The following is a 15,660-nucleotide window of genomic DNA, read 5'->3' on the forward strand; positions in this document are numbered from 1 at the left end:
CGGCTGGCGCTATCATGAACCCCAACCCCACGAATCCCGCACCATCATGACCACCACCCCCGCCGCGCCATTTTCGGCCGCCAGGTACATCAAGGAAATCGGACGCGGCGTCAATGGCGCCCGCGCGCTGCCGCGCGAAGAAGCGCAGACCTTGTTCGACGCGATGCTGGCGGGCCGCGTGTCCGATATCGAACTGGGCGCCGTGCTGATGGCGTACCGCATCAAGGGCGAAGCACCGCACGAGCTGGCCGGGATGCTCGAGGCGGCGCATCGGCATTGCCTGCCGCTTGCCGCCCCGCCCGACCGCCCCGTGGTGGTGATCCCCAGCTATAACGGCGCACGCAAGCAGCCCAACCTGGTGCCGCTGCTGGCGCTGCTGCTGGCGCGCGACGGGGTGCCGACGCTGGTGCACGGCTCGCGCGCGTTTCATGGCCGCGTGACCAGCATGGCGCTGTTCGAGGCATTGGGCGTGCCGTTGTGCGCCACCACGCGCGCCGCGCAGGACCAGTTGCGCGATGCCTCGCATCCGCTGGCGGTGTTGCCGATCGATGTGTTGTCGCCGGCGCTGTCGACGCTGCTCGACAAGCGCGCGATCATCGGCCTGCGCAATTCGTCGCACACGATCGTCAAGATGTTGCAGCCGGTGGGCGCGCACACGCCGGCCGAGGCGCTGCGGCTCTACAGCTACACGCACCCCGAATATCGCGAAACGCTCACCGATTATTTTTCGCACGAGCCCGCCAACGTGCTGCTTGCGCGCGGCACCGAGGGCGAAGTGGTCGCCGATGCGCGCCGCAGCGGCCGCATCGACTGGCTGCACGATGGGCACCAGCGGACCATGGTCGACCCGACCAGCGGATCGATCGGCGAGGTCCCCGAACTTCCCGCGGGCACCGATGTGGCAGACACCGCGGCGTGGATCCGCAAGGTGCTCGACGGCACGGTGCCTGTGCCCGCGCCCATCGTCACGCAGATCGACACGATCAAGGAATGCCTGAAGCAGGCCACCCGCGTGGCCTGGGCCAGCCCGGTCTAGCGTCGCGTCGCGCCCAGGCTTTCCGGTCGGCCCCGGCGGCCGTCCGCCGCGCGGTGGATCTGGCGCTATTTGCGGACCGGCAGCGGAATCCGCTCGGTCTCGCCCGGCACGTGGGGAAACTGGTCGTCCTGCCAGCGCTGGCTGGCTTCCTCGATCGCTTCCTTGCTGCTGGCCACGAAGTTCCAGAAGATGAAGCGCCGGCCGTCCGTGGGATCGCCGCCCAGCAACATCACGCGCGACGGAATGGTCGCCGTAAGCGTCACCTGCTCGCCCGGCGTGAGCACCACGAGGTGTTCGGCGGGCAGCGTTTCGCCATCGAGCTCGAGATTGCCGTCCACCGGGTACACGCCGCGCTGCACGTGTTCGGGCGGGATCACCAGGCTCGCCCCGGCATCCATCTCGATGGCGACATAGAGCGTGCGGCTGTACACGCGCACCGGCGACTCGGCGCCAAATGCATCGCCGGCGATCACCGTCATGCGCACGCCCGGCAGTTCCAGCTTGGGCAGCGTGGCGCCAGGATGGTGGTGAAACGACGGCGGATCGTTCTCATGCGCCTTCGGCAGCGCCACCCAGGTCTGGATGCCATGCAAGCGCGGTCCCGCCTCGCGCGCAGCCGTCGGCGAGCGTTCGGAGTGGGTGATGCCGCGCCCCGCCGTCATCCAGTTCACGTCGCCGGGACGGATCACCTGTTCGCTGCCCAGGCTGTCGCGATGCATGATTTCGCCCTCGAACAGGTATGTGACCGTCGCCAGACCGATATGCGGATGCGGGCGCACATCCATGCCCTGTCCCGGCTCCATCGCGACGGGCCCCATATGATCGAAAAAAATAAACGGACCGACCGTCTGGGTGGTGGCGGCGGGCAACAGGCGGCGAACTGTGAACTCGCCAATGTCCCGCACATGCGGCTTTAGCAAGTGTTCGATAGCAGACATGAAGGCATCTCCGGAAATGAGGCGGCGAAACAACTTCAGTGTAGCGAATCCAGCAATTCTTCATCCCGAATTTGACGTGAATTCGTATGAAACCGATGGACGGATTGGCCCTCTAAACTTCCTGTTGACCGGCTGTGGCCCGCCAGCCCTTATGGGATCTGGAATCCGACTTTGGGAGGGCTATGTGAGAAGCTATGCGAAAATAGATTTCGATGAGCTGGAACTATCAACCTTGTAGCTCCTCTAACTTAGCACTCGTCCGGTTCGAGTGCTAATATGCGTTGCAATGCGTGTCCCAGAGGGGGCACACCGGCAACCCACCGCCGGATGCGAAAGGAGTCATAGTGAACGCAGTCATGTCTGCCGATCAAACCCAGGTTTCCCGCCGTCTGCCGACGGCGCCCAAGAGTGCTGCCGCGAACAGCTTTGCGCTGACGTTTCCGGGCACGCTGGGCAATTTGGACAGCTATATCCAGGCCGTCCATCGTATTCCGATGCTCACCGCCGAGGAAGAGCTTCGCCTTGCGCGCGATCTGCGCGACAACGATTCGGTCGATGCAGCCCGCCGTCTGGTGATGTCCCACCTGCGCCTGGTGGTGTCGATCGCCCGCCAGTACCTGGGCTATGGCCTGCCCCACGCGGACCTGATCCAGGAAGGCAATATCGGCCTGATGAAGGCCGTGAAGCGCTTCGACCCGGAACAGGGCGTGCGGCTGGTGTCGTATGCCATGCACTGGATCAAGGCCGAGATCCACGAGTACGTGCTGAAGAACTGGCGCATGGTCAAGGTGGCGACCACCAAGGCCCAGCGCAAGCTGTTCTTCAACCTGCGCAGTCACAAGCAGGGCGCCCACACTTTCACGCCCGAGCAGATTGAAGCCGTGGCGCGCGAGCTCAATGTGAAGCCCGAAGAAGTGATGGAGATGGAGACCCGCATGTCGGGTGGCGATATGGCGCTTGAGGGCCAGATCGACGACGGCGAGGAAGAATTCGCTCCCATCGCCTATCTCGCGGACAACCACAACGAGCCTACCAAGGTGCTCGAGGCCAAGCGCCAGGACCGTCTGCAGGTAGAAGGCCTGGAGGAAGCGCTCACCAAGCTGGACCCGCGCAGCCGCCGCATCATCGAGGCCCGCTGGCTGGACGTGAACGACGACGGCTCGGGCGGCGCCACGCTGCATGAACTGGCCGACGAATTCGGCGTATCGGCCGAACGGATCCGCCAGATCGAATCGGCTGCGATGAAGAAGATGAAGGGTGCGCTGGCCGCTTTTGCCTGATCCTTGCCCTTGCCAGACGAAAAACGCCGGTCGATCGACCGGCGTTTTTGCTTTGTGAGGCGGCGTATGGGGCCGCTCATCGGGCGCTGGGCTGGACATCGCGGGCCTCGGCGCTCAACGGGCGTCGGAGCGTGCAAGCCGCTTGCCGGCGGCTCCGCACCCGCCTGCCGGCCGCTTCAGGACATCAGCGCCTTGAGGTCATGCGCGATCGGCTCGGGGCCCTGGCCGTGGCGCAGGAACAGGCGCAACTGACCGTTCTGGTCGAACACGTAGCTGCCGGCGGAGTGGTCCACCGTATAGTTTTCGGGAGACGTGCCGGGCACCTTGGCGTAGTAGACCTTGAAGTCCTTCGTCACCTTCTTCAGCGCGACTTCATCGGCGGGGCGCAGACCCAGGAAGCGCGGATCGAAGGCCGGCACGTACTGGGCCATCAGGGCCGCCGTGTCGCGCTCGGGATCGACCGTCACAAACAGCACCTGTACCTTGTCGGCGTCCGGCCCCAACTTTTCCATCACCTGCTTGAGCTCGACCATGGTCGTCGGGCAAACGTCGGGGCAGTGCGTGTAGCCGAAGAACATCAGCACCACCTTGCCTTTGAAGTCGGCCAGTCTGCGGGTCTTGCCAGTCGGATCCTGCAGCGCGAAATCCTGGCCGAAATCCGACGCGCCCGAAATATCGACGTTCTTGAACGACGGCTTGGATTGACCGCACGCCCCCAGCAGCGCGGCGCAGAGCGCAAGCAGGCACAAGCGGCGGAACGTGGCAAAGAAGCCTGAGGCGGAATTCGGCATGCGGGCAGTGTCGGGAAGAGGGATTCGCCCGAAAGTATCGCCGATCGCGTCAGCCTCGACTTCGGGCGCGGCAAGATGCCGCAGGCGGCGCATCAGGCCTGCGGCACGAATTTGAAGTAGTGATCGACCAGCAGCGCCGCGAACAGCAGCGACAGGTACAGGATCGAATAGCGGAAGGTACGCTGGGCCAGTTGGTCCGAATAGTTGCGGAACAGCTTCCAGGCGTAGCCGAGGAACACCAGCCCCAACCCCAAAGCGGCGACCAGATAGATATAGCCGCTCATGCCGTAGACGAAAGGCAGCAGCGTGGCGGCGATCATCACGAGCGTGTACAGCAGGATGTGCAACAGCGTGTAGCGCTCGCCGTGCGTGATCGGCAACATCGGCAGGCCGGACTTGGCGTAGTCGGCGCGGCGATACAGGGCTAGCGCCCAGAAATGCGGCGGGGTCCAAGTAAAGATGATCAGCACCAGGAACCACGCCTCGGCCGGCACCGTGCCTGCCACGGCCGCCCAGCCCAACGCGGGCGGCATGGCGCCGGACAGACCGCCAATGACGATATTTTGCGGCGTGGCGGGCTTGAGCAGGATCGTGTAGACCACCGCGTAACCGAGGAACGTGGCGAAGGTCAGCCACATCGTCAAGTCATTGGCGAACACGTGCAGCAGCCACATGCCCGCGCCGCCCAGGATGGCCGAGAAGACCAGCGTCTGAGGCGTGCTGATTTCCCCCGTGGCGGACGGCCGCCATGCGGTGCGGCGCATCAGCGCGTCGATCTTCTGTTCCACCAGGCAGTTGATGGCGAACGCCGCGCCGGCCAGCAGCCAGATGCCGGCGGCACCGCCGATCAGCACCGACCACGGCACCATGCCCGGCGTGGCCAGGAACATGCCGATGATCGCGCAGAACACGGCCAGTTGCGTCACGCGCGGCTTGGTCAGGGCGGCGTATTGGCGGGCCAGGTGAAGCAATCGGCCCACGGAGGAATGGGAGTGGGTAGCTGTAACCACGGGGGGCATCTTGTCCTTCATGTGGCGCGCGCGGCAACGGACGGTTGGGCTGCGGCGCCTGCGGAGCGGGTCGCGAGGCCGATATTGTAGTTGAGACGGAGCAACAGCATCAGCAACAGGGCTGCTCCACCGTTATGGGCGACCGCCGCCACCAGCGGCCAGTCGAACATGATGTTGGACAGGCCCGTGGCCAATTGCAGCGCCAGCACGCCCAGCAGCCATGTGGCGTGGCGCGTCAGACCGGTCATACGGCGCGCCCGCAGGCCAAACCAGAGCAGGTAGCCCAGCACCACGAAAGCGAAGCCGCGATGCACCCAGTGGATCGCCACCAGGGCCGCGTGCGGAATGTAATCGCCGTCGGCGGTCATGCCAAGCTGACGCCATAGCGTGAAGCCATGACGAAAGTCCATTTCCGGGATGATCTGCCCATTGCACAGCGGAAAGTCAGTGCAGGCCAGCACCGCATAGTTGGTGCTGACCCAGCCGCCCAGAAAGATCTGGATCACCAGCAGCACGATCGCCAGCAGTCCGGCCCCGCGCAGCGAAGCCGCCTCGCGCGCCACCACGTGCGGCGGATCGTTGCGCGAGCCGAGCCAGATCAGCGATGCCAGCAGCGCCATCGCCAGCAGCAGGTGCGTGACGACGATGATCGGTTGCAGCTTCATCGTCACCGTGAGCATGCCGAACGCGCCCTGCACGCAAACCAACAGGAACACGCCGGTCGGAAACCATGGCGATTGCCTCAGTTCGCGCCGCCTGACCCATGCCAGCACCATCAGCGAGATGATCAGCACGCCCACTGCCATCGCAAAATAGCGATGGATCATTTCGATCCATGCCTTGACCAGCGTCACCGGGCCGCTCGGCAAGGCCGTTTCGGCCGCGCGGATCGGCTCCATTGCCGCATGCGGATTGGAATGGCCATAGCAGCCCGGCCAGTCCGGGCAGCCAAGGCCCGAATCGGTCAGGCGCGTGAAACTGCCGAACATGATCAGATCGAGCGTCAGGAACGCCGTGATCCACACGAGCTTGCGATATTTGTCACGGCTGCCGCGCACCATCACATAGGACAGCGGCAACAGGGCGATCAGGATGCCAATGATGGCGAGCTGGAGCAGCATTTCGGAACAGCCGGTCAATCAGTCAATGCATCAGCCGATGCGGGAATACTTGAGCAGCTTCTTGAGATCGCCGCTCATCTTCTTCGGGTCTGGATCCTTGGGCCAGCGCATCATCAGGTTGCCCATCGGATCGACCAGGAAAATCGTGTCCTCGATGCGGCCGCCATCCTGCGCGGGCAGCCATTGCGCGATCGCCGCGCGATCCATGCGCATGAAACGCACGCCCGCATAGGGTTCGTTGTAGGCGTTGGACAGCCGCTCGTCCACACGCCCCTGGTCCGGGATGAGCCAGACGGGGACGATCCGTTCGCGGTCTTCGCCCTGCCCTGCGCGGATCTGGCGCATCGTGAACAGCTTGCGCGCACAGGCCTCGTCACAGGCAGACGCATCGGTCATCAACATCAGCCATTTGCCGCGCAGCGCGGTCAGCGGTTGCGGCTGGGCGCGCTCGTCTATCAGTTGCGCGGCCGGCATGGGGCGTTGCGGATCGATCAGCGCGCCATAGTTGGTACTGCCGCCGCTCGGCTTGATCACGTAATAGGTGAAATACGAGAAAAGCACCGGCGATGCGCACACCAGCAGCAACATCAGCATTTGCAGACGGCCGCGACGCGTGCGCGCATCGATACGGGCGTCGCCACGCGATTCGGGCGTGACCGAGGGATCTTGCTGCGGCATGGAATTGGTCTGTACGTTCATCGTTCGGTTAGTTGCTTGCCGTTGCGGATTCGCGCCGCGCCCGGCGCCAGCCCAGCACGGCCACCAGTACCGCGGTCAGCGCTGCCAGGCCGAACCACTGTGCGGCGTAGCCGTAGTTGCGCTGCGCGCCCGAGTCGGCCGGGGCCCAGTCGCGCGAGAGGCCGTCGCCGAGGTCGGTGGACTGTTCCACCACCACAGGCGCCAGTGGCGTTGAAATCTCATGCGCAAAGGCGGCAAGATCGACATTCTGACGGATCTTGCGGCCGGCCTCCGCTCCAGGATCGTGGCCGAGACCAAAGACGCGCGGCACGCCTGCCAGCGCGGTCCCCTCGATCTCGATCTCGCCGGTCGGCGTGTCGAACGGTGCGATGCGCGTGCGATCCTGCGCATCGCGCGGCAGCCAGCCGCGCAGCACCAGCACGCCGCCGCCGCCGGCCAGACGCAGCGGCGTCAGCACCAGAAATCCCGCGCGGCTGTCCGATCCATTGCCATGCGGGCGATTGTCCAGCAACACGGTGTGGGCCGCATCGAAGGCGCCACGCACGCGCACGCGCCGAGCGACCAGGCGCGACGCGTCGGCAGTGTCGCCGCGCAGATCGAGCGGCGGCTGCGCGGCCAGCGCCGCCTGCCGCGCGGCCCGGTCGGTCCGTTCATGCGCGCGCCGCAACTGCCAGTTGCCCAGCGCGCAGGTCACCGCGATGACGAGCAGCGCGGCCAGCAACGGCACCGGGCCCGGCGCGCGCCAGAGCGTGCGGGTCATCACGGGTTCACCCGCGCAGGCACGGTGCGATAATGAGCGCCTACCAAAACGGCTCCCCTCATGCGCTTCGTCATCATCGTCGCCTTCATCCTGATCATCGGCAGCCTGGCTTCCGCGCTGTTCTTCATGATGCGCGACCGCGGCCGCACGCCCAACATGATGCGCTCGCTGATGCTGCGCGTCGGCTTTTCGGTGGCGCTGTTCCTGTTCATCCTGTTTGCGCACTGGATGGGCTGGATCCACAGCACCGGCATCCAGATGGCGCCCTGAACCGGCCGCCGTATCGCAAAAAACAAAGCGCCGCTGAGGATGTCTCCCGCGGCGCTTCTTGTTGGAACTGCATCGCCGCCGCAGCGGCGATCGTGCATTACAACCAGTACACCACCACGTACAGACCCAGCCATACCACGTCCACGAAGTGCCAGTACCAGGCGGCGCCTTCGAAGGCGAAGTGATGTTCCGGCGTGAAATGGCCTTTCAGCACGCGGCCCAGCACCACCGCCAGCATGATCGCGCCCATCGTCACGTGGAAGCCGTGGAAGCCCGTCAGCAGGAAGAACGTCGAACCGTAGACACCCGAGGTGAGCTTCAGGTTCAGCTCGTGGTACGCGTGGATGTATTCGTAGGCCTGCAGGCACATGAAGATCGCGCCGAGCAGGATCGTCAGCACCATGCCCTGGATTACCTGGTTGCGCTTGCCGGCCAGCAGCGCGTGGTGCGCCCAGGTCAGCGTCACGCCGGAGGTCAGCAGCAGTGCCGTGTTGATGGTCGGGATCGGCCACGGGCCCATCACCTGGAAGCTCTCGATAGTGCCGGCCGGACCCGTGTTGGGCCATACGGCGGCAAAGTCCGGCCAGATGATCTTGTTGTTCAGGTCGCCCAGCCACGGCATGGCGATCGTGCGGGCATAGAACAGCGCGCCGAAGAACGCCGCGAAGAACATCACCTCGGAAAAGATGAACCAGCCCATCGACCAGCGGAACGACACGTCGATGTTCTTGCCGTACTTGCCCCCTTCGGATTCGCCGATGGCGTCGCCAAACCAGCTCTTGAGCACGAACAGGAACCACAGCAGGCCAAAGCCGCACAGATACGGCGCCCAAGGTTGCCCGTTGACCCAACCGGCGGCTCCCGCACCGGTCATCAGCAGGCCGAATGCCGCCGTGATCGGATGGCGCGACGGGCCCGGCACGAAGTAGTACGGGGCGTTTGCGCGATTCGCACTCATTCTTCTATCTCCAGCTCAAAGTCTCGATTCATGTTTATCCGCGCGTCCGGCCCCGACATCTGGCCGGCGGCGTGCTCGCTTTGTATCTGCTGCCCTGCTATGCCTGGCTGACCACGGCGCGCACGATCAGGATCAAGACCGTCACGAACACTGCCGCCGCAATCAGCCCGGCGATGATCACATGCACCGGGTTCAGCCGCGCCATGTCGGATTCATGCTCCGATCCCTTGCGCAGCCCAATGAACGACCACAACACCGCGCGCACCGTCTGCGCAAACGATGCCTTGCGATGCACCGGATCGTCGATCGCCATCTCAGCCTCCCTGCTGCGCGGCCGCGCCATCGGCCGCGCCGGCTGCCGGCGCCTGCGCTACCGGCGTGCCCACTTCAAAAAAGGTGTACGACAGCGTGATGTTCTTCACATCCTTGGGCAGCTTCGGATCGATCACGAAGACCACCGGCATTTCGCGCGCTTCCTTTGCCTTGAGCGTCTGCTGCTTGAAGCAGAAGCACTCCACCTTCTTGAAGTACTCGGTGGCCTGCTTGGGCGCGTAGCTCGGAATCGCCTGAGCCGAAATATCGCGCGCCTGTCCGTTTGCCACTTCGTAGACGATCGTCGTCAACTCGCCCGGATGCACTTCCATCGAATGCTTCACGGGGCGGAACGCGAACGGCCCGCGCGCGTTGGAATCGAATTCCACGGTGATCGTGCGGCTCTTGTCGATCTGCGTATTCTTGACCGCGCTGGCGCCGTAGAGGTCGCGCGTGGTCACCACGTTCAGCCCGGTGATATCGCAGATCGCCTTGTACAGCGGCACGAGCGCGTAGCCAAAGCCAAACATCAACGTCACCACCACCAGCAGGCGCAACATCATGCCGCGGTTGAAGCGCTTCTCGATAGCCCTGTCCTGCGCGTCCACGCCAGTCTCCTGCTAGTTCATTCTTTTCTTCGGCTTTCAGCCGCCAAGAAATTTCATCTTGGCAACGAATCCCAGGAAAAAGACCATCACGATCGACAGAAGGATCCAGCCCAGGCGCCGGTTGGCGGCTTTCTGGCTGGCTTGTCGCTCCTGCTGCGACGGGCTTTTTGCTGAGGGCTGCATGATGTGCGGATCGGATTGGCCGGATGCGCGAGGCATCCGGCCTGTGTGAGTGCGATTACTTCACCAACGGCGGTTCTTCGAAGGTATGGAACGGCGCCGGCGACGGCACGGTCCATTCCAGGCCTTCCGCGCCATCCCACGGCTTGTCGCCGGCAGCTTCGCCGCCACGGTACGACGGCAGTACCACGGCGAAGAAGAAGTACACCTGCATCAGGCCGAAGCCCAGCGCACCGATCGACGCCACGGCATTGAAGTCCGTGAACTGGGTCGGATAGTCGGCATAGCGACGCGGCATGCCGGCCAGACCCAGGAAGTGCATCGGGAAGAAGGTGACGTTGAAGAAGATCAGCGAGCCCCAGAAATGGATCTTGCCGCGCATCTCGTCATACTTGAAACCGCTCCACTTCGGACCCCAGTAGTAGAAGCCCGCAAACAGCGCGAACAGCGAGCCCGCCACCAGCACGTAGTGGAAGTGCGCCACGATGAAGTAGGTGTCCTGCAGCTGGATGTCGATCGGTGCCACGGCCGGCATCAGGCCGGTGAAACCGCCGATCGTGAACACGAAGATGAAGCCGATCGCGAACAGCATCGGGGTTTCGAACGTCATCGAACCGCGCCACATGGTGGCGATCCAGTTGAAGATCTTCACGGCCGTGGGCACCGCGATCAGCATCGTCGCGTACATGAAGAACAGCTGGCCAGTCACCGGCATGCCAGTGGTGAACATGTGGTGCGCCCAGACGATGAACGACAGGATCGCGATCGACGCCGTGGCGTACACCATCGAGCTGTAGCCGAACAAGCGCTTGCGCGCGAAGGTCGGCACGACGTGCGAGATGATGCCGAACGCCGGCAGGATCATGATGTACACCTCGGGGTGCCCGAAGAACCAGAAGATGTGCTGGTACATCACCGGGTCGCCGCCGCCGGCGGCCGAGAAGAAGCTCGTGCCGAAGTGGCGGTCCGTCAGCACCATCGTGATGGCGCCGGCCAGCACCGGCATCACGGCGATCAGCAGGTAGGCGGTGATCAGCCAGGTCCAGCAGAACATCGGCATCTTCATCAGCGTCATGCCCGGCGCGCGCATGTTGAGGATGGTGACGATGATGTTGATCGACCCCATGATCGACGACGCGCCCATGATGTGCATGGCAAAGATTGCCAGGTCCATGCCCGGGCCCATCTGCACCGACAGCGGCGCGTACAGCGTCCAGCCCGCGGCGGTGGCGCCGCCCGGCACGAAGAACGAGCCGACCAGCATCAGCGCGGCCGGCGGCATCAGCCAGAAGCTGAAGTTGTTCATGCGCGCGAAGGCCATGTCCGATGCGCCGATCTGCAGCGGGATCATCCAGTTCGCGAAGCCCACGAACGCCGGCATGATCGCGCCGAACACCATGATCAGACCGTGCATCGTGGTGAACTGGTTGAACAGCTCGGGACGGAAGAACTGCAGGCCCGGCTCGAACAGCTCCAGGCGGATCAGCAGCGCCAGCACGCCGCCGGACAGCAGCATGGTGAACGCGAACAGCAGGTACAGCGTGCCGATATCCTTGTGGTTGGTCGCAAACAGCCAGCGTCGCCAGCCGTGCGGATGATCGTGCGCGTGGTCATCGTGACCATGATCGTGCGCGTGGTCGTGCGGATGGCCCAGTGTCTCCGGGGTAGCGGTACTCATCGCAATGACTCCATCAATTCCTGAATGCGGGGCTGCCGCGGGTCAGCCTGCGACGCGGTTACCCGCGAGGCTGGCCTGCTTGTCGTTGGACGTGGTCGGCGTGGCGGCCTTGGGCGCCGCATCGCCGGCGCCGGCTTGTGCGCCGCCGCCTTCCGGGAATTTGCCGGCGCGCGCCTGCGAGAAGTCCGCCGGCTGGATTACTTCGCCGGTCTTGTTGCTCCAGCTGTTGCGCGTGTACGTCATGACCGCGGCCAGCTCGGTGTCCGACAACTGCTTCCACGACGGCATGCCGCCCTTGCCTTCGAGCAGGATGTGCATCTGGCCTGCCTTCGGGCCGTTGACGACCTTCGAGCCGTCAAGCGCCGGGAACGCGCCGCCGCCCTTGCCGGTCGGCTGGTGGCAGACGGCGCAATTCGCCGCGTAGACCTTTTCGCCGCGCACCTTGATTTCGTCGAGCGTCCAGGTCTTGTTGGGATCGTCCGCCGCGGCCGCCATCAGCTTTTTCTTGTCGTCGACCCACTTCGCGTATTCGGGTTCGGACACCACGCGCACCACGATCGGCATGAACGCATGTTCCTTGCCGCACAGCTCTGCGCACTGTCCGCGATAGATACCGGTCTTTTCGGCGCGGAACCAGGTGTCGCGCACAAAGCCCGGAATCGCATCCTGCTTCACGCCGAAGGCGGGAATCATCCAGGCGTGGATCACGTCGTTGGCGGTGGTGACGATGCGGATCTTCTTGTTGACCGGCACCACCAGCTCGTTGTCCACCTCCATCAGGTAGGTGTTCGACTTTTCCTGCTGGTTGTTGATCTGCTCGCGCGGCGTGGTCAGCGTGGACACGAACGAGATGCCCTCGCCCTGGCCCTTGAGGTAGTCATACCCCCACTTCCACTGGTAGCCGGTGGCCTTGATCGTGATGTCCGAATTGGTGGTGTCCTTCATCGCCACCACGGTCTTGGTGGCCGGCAGCGCCATCGCGATCACGATCAGGAACGGCACGATGGTCCAGATCACTTCCACGGTGATGCTTTCGTGGAACGACGCGGCCTTGGCGCCCTTGCTCTTGCGATGCTTGAAGATGGAATAGAACATCACGCCGAACACGGCGATGAAGATCACAGTACAAATGATCAGCATCATCCAGTTCAGCCAGTGAATCTGTTCGGCGATTTTTGTAACGGGTTCGGCCAGATTAAGTTGCCGCACGGCGGGGCCGCCCGGCATGTCACTGACCGCGGAGGCCGCCTGGCTGACAAGCAGGGACGCGCCTGCCAGACATGCTGCGGATGCCTTCTTCCACATTTTCATTGTTTATCTACCCAATTTACAGATTCAAATCTGTCCCCGCCCTGCCCCGCATCGCGTCCGATCGGAACGCCATGCAAGGCCGCCGCGAGCTCCTGCGCGAACTTGCGCCGCCGGTACGGGTCCAGATGACACCCCACCCGCACGGTGCGCTTGCCCGACCGCAAGACCACCAGCGCCCGGAACGATTCACCCAGTTCAATCCGCACCCACTGTGGATTGAATACTTCCCGCGTGACCCGACTGGCGCTGGCTGTCTCCACGACCAGCATGCCGTCGGTCACACTCACGCGTTCATAATCCGCCGCATGGCGCGCATACGCCAGCAGGGCAATCCCCAGCCCGATCAGTTCCAGGCCGGCAAACGGCAACACGAGCCAGGCCCCATGCCAGGCGACAAGAAACGCCGCGATGGACATGGAAAAACATGCGATGGAGAAGTAGAACCAGCCGACCTGGCGTGGAGAGAGCGAGCAATTGCGCTTCATCAGCCAGTCGTTGCTCGGCAAGGGGGTGCGTCCGTCGAGATTTCCGCCGGAGTCACCTACTGCCGTCTGGAATGCGATACCCAAGTCTTGCATCGCCAACCACTCTGCATCGGATGCACACCCGGGACGAAACCCGCGTCAGGCAAGCACGTGCGTAGTGCCTTCCGGATGCGTTCTTGTGCCAGGGGACCACTGCGACAAACCGGCCCATTATATGGCGCTTCGCATACCTGAACAACATAGGATTTGACCGCAGTGCTTGCCTTCCCGATTTTTTTGTGCATCAGGCAAGCGCTGCCGATAGGCAACACAAACGATGCGCCCCGATTGTCGGCCAACCGGGGCGGCAAACGCGATGTCGCGCGCCGTCAGTTGCGTGGCCGCGCCCGCCCGATCTTGTCGACCGGAATAATCGCGCGCCCCAGATCGTCCGTCGCCTGCTTGCCACGCGGCGGAATTTTCCATGCATGGCCGTAGACAATCTCGAACGTCAATGGGATCACGCCATCGGCGTTGCGCAAACCATCGAGCGCCGCGAGCACGGCCCGGCGCCATCCCTTGCCACGCAAACCCGCGTTGCCCGGGCGGCGCAGTCCGCCGAACGCCTGCACTTCCCGCAACAGCGTTTCAGCCGATTCGTAAGTGACGGTCAGCGTTTCCATGTCCATCACAGGGGTGGACCAGCCGCTGTGCACGAGCATGTCGCCAATGTCGTGCATGTCGACGAAGCGCAGCGTATGCGCATCCAGATCGACCTGCGCGAACGCGGCGCGCAATTCCTTGAGTGTGTCGGGGCCGAACAGCGAGAACATCACCAGCCCATCGTCGGCAGCCACACGATGCCACTCCGGAAACACGCGGTGCGGTTCGGGATGCCAGTGCAACGCGAGGTTGGACCACAACAGATCGAAGCTGGCGGCGCCAAACGGCAATGTGGCAAGATCGCCCTGCACCAGGTCGAACATCGGACGCTTGCCGAGCAGGCGTCCGATCCAGCCGGGCCGGCGTTGCGGATCGCGCTGTCCCGCCTGCTGGAGCATCGCGCCGGAGATATCGAGACCGGCGATCTGCGCGTCGGGAAACCGCGCACGCAATCCCGCGAGACCCTGTCCATGCCCGCAGCCGATATCGAGCGCGCGGCGCGGCGACAGCTTGACCACCTCCATGCGCTCCTGCATGCGCTGGCCAATCTCGCCAAGCAGAAAATCAAGCTGGCCGAAGCGCGGGCTGCGGCGGTCGAAAGCAAGCCGGGTCAGCCGCGCGGGCGGCAACCAGGCATCAGGGGAATCGGTGGCATGCAGGGACACGGACAAGCAGGACGGAAAGAAACCAATCGGCGGACAGTGCGGCAAAGTGTCGCACCTTCGGACGGTCGTCGCACGCACCGCGGGCCGACCGGACCCGAAGTATACGCGCGCCCGCCGATGGCTGCCGGCGCGCAGCCCACGCGCAAGGCGGCGCCGGAACGGGCACGGAATGCAGTCGCGCGCGTGACGCCGGAAGCGGCGCCGCCCACCGCGACGGGGCGGCTGTCGATATGGTCGGCCTTGCTGCCATCAGCCTGCCTGTTGTGCGCGGCGGTCCAGCGCGATGTCGTATGCGCGGCCTGCGCCGGCGCCTTGCGACACCCCGCGCCCAGATGTCCGCGCTGCGCGCTACCCGGCGGAGGCCACTGCGGCGTTTGCGCCGACGACGACCCCATCGACGCAACGCTTACGCTGGGCGACTATGCCGATCCTTTCGACGCGCTAGTCCAGCGGCTCAAGTTCGGCGCCAAATTGCCGGCCGCGCACTGGATCGCCGCGCAACTGGCCGGCTGTGTGCAGGCATCCGGCGCCGCGCCGGACTTGATCGTCCCCATTCCGCTGTCGCCAGCGCGTCTGGCCGAGCGCGGCTTCAATCAGGCATGGGAAATCGCACGGCCGCTTGCGCGGCAGTTGGGCGTCGCAGCCATGGCCACCGCGCTGGTGCGCCATCGCCATACGGCCAGCCAGCGCGAATTCGATCTGGATGCGCGCCGGGCGAACGTCCAGGGGGCGTTTGCGGTGCATCCCACGGCATCGCTGGTCGGGCGGCACGTTGGACTGGTCGACGATGTGATGACCACAGGCGCCACCCTGCGCGAGGCCGCACGGGTGCTCAAGGCGCACGGCGTAGCGCGCGTCACGGCGCTGCCGGCACTTCGCACGCCGTGACACCGGGTGCCGTACGGGTTAAGCTGCG

The 15,660-nt window shown here is 64.4% G+C and carries 18 protein-coding genes; 4 read left to right on the forward strand and 14 right to left on the reverse strand.

From position 1 onward, the window contains the following. Window positions 1–46 precede the first annotated feature (46 nt). Window positions 47–1,036 (forward strand): DNA-binding protein YbiB, encoded by a 990-nt coding sequence (gene ybiB, locus AC1RKI_RS02060; protein WP_244786601.1) that lies wholly within the window; start codon window positions 47–49, stop codon window positions 1,034–1,036. 65 nt (window positions 1,037–1,101) lie between these two features. Here ybiB and AC1RKI_RS02065 read toward each other — a convergent pair whose 3' ends face one another. Beyond that, window positions 1,102–1,974, reverse strand: a complete 873-nt coding sequence (locus AC1RKI_RS02065; RefSeq protein ID WP_061957233.1) for a pirin family protein — start codon at window positions 1,972–1,974, stop codon at window positions 1,102–1,104. A 344-nt stretch (window positions 1,975–2,318) separates the two neighbouring features. On the opposite strand from AC1RKI_RS02065, the gene rpoH reads away from it, so the two are divergent. Continuing rightward, window positions 2,319–3,254: an RNA polymerase sigma factor RpoH gene (gene rpoH / locus AC1RKI_RS02070; protein ID WP_150982479.1), complete on the forward strand. Its 936-nt coding sequence runs from the start codon at window positions 2,319–2,321 to the stop codon at window positions 3,252–3,254. Window positions 3,255–3,430: 176 nt separating this feature from the next. Here the strand turns inward: rpoH and AC1RKI_RS02075 are convergent, their stop codons facing one another. The 5 genes from AC1RKI_RS02075 to AC1RKI_RS02095 form a co-directional block, all read right to left on the reverse strand. Next, the gene (locus tag AC1RKI_RS02075; RefSeq protein WP_492794027.1) at window positions 3,431–4,045 is read right to left on the reverse strand and encodes an SCO family protein; all 615 of its coding nucleotides are present in this window, start codon (window positions 4,043–4,045) and stop codon (window positions 3,431–3,433) included. A gap of 92 nt (window positions 4,046–4,137) precedes the next feature. Beyond that, window positions 4,138–5,064 (reverse strand): heme o synthase, encoded by a 927-nt coding sequence (cyoE, locus tag AC1RKI_RS02080; RefSeq protein WP_084004016.1) that lies wholly within the window; start codon window positions 5,062–5,064, stop codon window positions 4,138–4,140. 8 nt (window positions 5,065–5,072) lie between these two features. Next, complete coding sequence (locus AC1RKI_RS02085) at window positions 5,073–6,176, reverse strand: COX15/CtaA family protein (protein ID WP_492794025.1); 1,104 nt, start codon at window positions 6,174–6,176, stop codon at window positions 5,073–5,075. Window positions 6,177–6,206: 30 nt separating this feature from the next. Then, a complete protein-coding gene (locus AC1RKI_RS02090) occupies window positions 6,207–6,854 on the reverse strand; it encodes an SCO family protein (protein WP_223505642.1) in 648 nt (215 codons plus the stop codon). A gap of 28 nt (window positions 6,855–6,882) precedes the next feature. Continuing rightward, the gene (locus AC1RKI_RS02095; RefSeq protein WP_492794023.1) at window positions 6,883–7,635 is read right to left on the reverse strand and encodes an SURF1 family protein; all 753 of its coding nucleotides are present in this window, start codon (window positions 7,633–7,635) and stop codon (window positions 6,883–6,885) included. Between the two features lie 60 nt (window positions 7,636–7,695). Here AC1RKI_RS02095 and AC1RKI_RS02100 point away from each other — a divergent pair, with 60 nt between their 5' ends. After that, window positions 7,696–7,905, forward strand: coding sequence for a twin transmembrane helix small protein (locus AC1RKI_RS02100; protein ID WP_061957238.1), 210 nt, complete (start codon window positions 7,696–7,698; stop codon window positions 7,903–7,905). A gap of 97 nt (window positions 7,906–8,002) precedes the next feature. Here AC1RKI_RS02100 and AC1RKI_RS02105 read toward each other — a convergent pair whose 3' ends face one another. The 8 genes from AC1RKI_RS02105 to AC1RKI_RS02140 form a co-directional block, all read right to left on the reverse strand. Continuing rightward, a complete protein-coding gene (locus tag AC1RKI_RS02105; protein WP_061957239.1) occupies window positions 8,003–8,863 on the reverse strand; it encodes a cytochrome c oxidase subunit 3 in 861 nt (286 codons plus the stop codon). A gap of 97 nt (window positions 8,864–8,960) precedes the next feature. After that, a complete protein-coding gene (locus tag AC1RKI_RS02110; protein ID WP_061957240.1) occupies window positions 8,961–9,176 on the reverse strand; it encodes a DUF2970 domain-containing protein in 216 nt (71 codons plus the stop codon). Between the two features lies 1 nt (window position 9,177). Next, complete coding sequence (locus AC1RKI_RS02115; protein ID WP_227458337.1) at window positions 9,178–9,783, reverse strand: cytochrome c oxidase assembly protein; 606 nt, start codon at window positions 9,781–9,783, stop codon at window positions 9,178–9,180. 36 nt (window positions 9,784–9,819) lie between these two features. Next, entirely contained in the window at window positions 9,820–9,966 is a 147-nt protein-coding gene (locus tag AC1RKI_RS02120; RefSeq protein ID WP_227458339.1) for a cytochrome oxidase small assembly protein, read from the reverse strand. Between the two features lie 55 nt (window positions 9,967–10,021). Then, window positions 10,022–11,641: a cytochrome c oxidase subunit I gene (gene ctaD, locus AC1RKI_RS02125; RefSeq protein ID WP_061957243.1), complete on the reverse strand. Its 1,620-nt coding sequence runs from the start codon at window positions 11,639–11,641 to the stop codon at window positions 10,022–10,024. Between the two features lie 42 nt (window positions 11,642–11,683). Continuing rightward, window positions 11,684–12,952, reverse strand: a complete 1,269-nt coding sequence (gene coxB / locus AC1RKI_RS02130; protein WP_150982476.1) for a cytochrome c oxidase subunit II — start codon at window positions 12,950–12,952, stop codon at window positions 11,684–11,686. Continuing rightward, entirely contained in the window at window positions 12,949–13,530 is a 582-nt protein-coding gene (locus AC1RKI_RS02135) for a DUF2244 domain-containing protein (protein WP_084004015.1), read from the reverse strand. The genes coxB and AC1RKI_RS02135 overlap by 4 nt, the downstream gene beginning before the upstream one ends. Before the next feature lie 275 nt (window positions 13,531–13,805). Then, window positions 13,806–14,744: a methyltransferase domain-containing protein gene (locus AC1RKI_RS02140; RefSeq protein ID WP_492794020.1), complete on the reverse strand. Its 939-nt coding sequence runs from the start codon at window positions 14,742–14,744 to the stop codon at window positions 13,806–13,808. Window positions 14,745–14,861: 117 nt separating this feature from the next. Here AC1RKI_RS02140 and AC1RKI_RS02145 point away from each other — a divergent pair, with 117 nt between their 5' ends. Continuing rightward, the gene (locus tag AC1RKI_RS02145; protein ID WP_492794018.1) at window positions 14,862–15,632 is read left to right on the forward strand and encodes a ComF family protein; all 771 of its coding nucleotides are present in this window, start codon (window positions 14,862–14,864) and stop codon (window positions 15,630–15,632) included. The last annotated feature ends 28 nt before the right edge of the window (window positions 15,633–15,660 follow it).

Source organism: Cupriavidus sp. GW822-FHT06G04, assembly GCF_058799075.1.

Bases quoted from the DNA above. Each gene is read 5' to 3' on its own strand.
- ybiB (WP_244786601.1), top strand. From the start codon at position 47: ATGACCACCACCCCCGCCGCGCCATTTTCGGCCGCCAGGTACATCAAG.
- AC1RKI_RS02065 (WP_061957233.1), bottom strand. From the start codon at position 1,974: ATGTCTGCTATCGAACACTTGCTAAAGCCGCATGTGCGGGACATTGGC.
- AC1RKI_RS02075 (WP_492794027.1), bottom strand. From the start codon at position 4,045: ATGCCGAATTCCGCCTCAGGCTTCTTTGCCACGTTCCGCCGCTTGTGC.
- cyoE (WP_084004016.1), bottom strand. From the start codon at position 5,064: ATGCCCCCCGTGGTTACAGCTACCCACTCCCATTCCTCCGTGGGCCGA.
- AC1RKI_RS02085 (WP_492794025.1), bottom strand. From the start codon at position 6,176: ATGCTGCTCCAGCTCGCCATCATTGGCATCCTGATCGCCCTGTTGCCG.
- AC1RKI_RS02090 (WP_223505642.1), bottom strand. From the start codon at position 6,854: ATGCCGCAGCAAGATCCCTCGGTCACGCCCGAATCGCGTGGCGACGCC.
- AC1RKI_RS02095 (WP_492794023.1), bottom strand. From the start codon at position 7,635: ATGACCCGCACGCTCTGGCGCGCGCCGGGCCCGGTGCCGTTGCTGGCC.
- AC1RKI_RS02100 (WP_061957238.1), top strand. From the start codon at position 7,696: ATGCGCTTCGTCATCATCGTCGCCTTCATCCTGATCATCGGCAGCCTG.
- AC1RKI_RS02105 (WP_061957239.1), bottom strand. From the start codon at position 8,863: ATGAGTGCGAATCGCGCAAACGCCCCGTACTACTTCGTGCCGGGCCCG.
- AC1RKI_RS02110 (WP_061957240.1), bottom strand. From the start codon at position 9,176: ATGGCGATCGACGATCCGGTGCATCGCAAGGCATCGTTTGCGCAGACG.
- AC1RKI_RS02120 (WP_227458339.1), bottom strand. From the start codon at position 9,966: ATGCAGCCCTCAGCAAAAAGCCCGTCGCAGCAGGAGCGACAAGCCAGC.
- ctaD (WP_061957243.1), bottom strand. From the start codon at position 11,641: ATGAGTACCGCTACCCCGGAGACACTGGGCCATCCGCACGACCACGCG.
- coxB (WP_150982476.1), bottom strand. From the start codon at position 12,952: ATGAAAATGTGGAAGAAGGCATCCGCAGCATGTCTGGCAGGCGCGTCC.
- AC1RKI_RS02135 (WP_084004015.1), bottom strand. From the start codon at position 13,530: ATGCAAGACTTGGGTATCGCATTCCAGACGGCAGTAGGTGACTCCGGC.
- AC1RKI_RS02145 (WP_492794018.1), top strand. From the start codon at position 14,862: ATGGCTGCCGGCGCGCAGCCCACGCGCAAGGCGGCGCCGGAACGGGCA.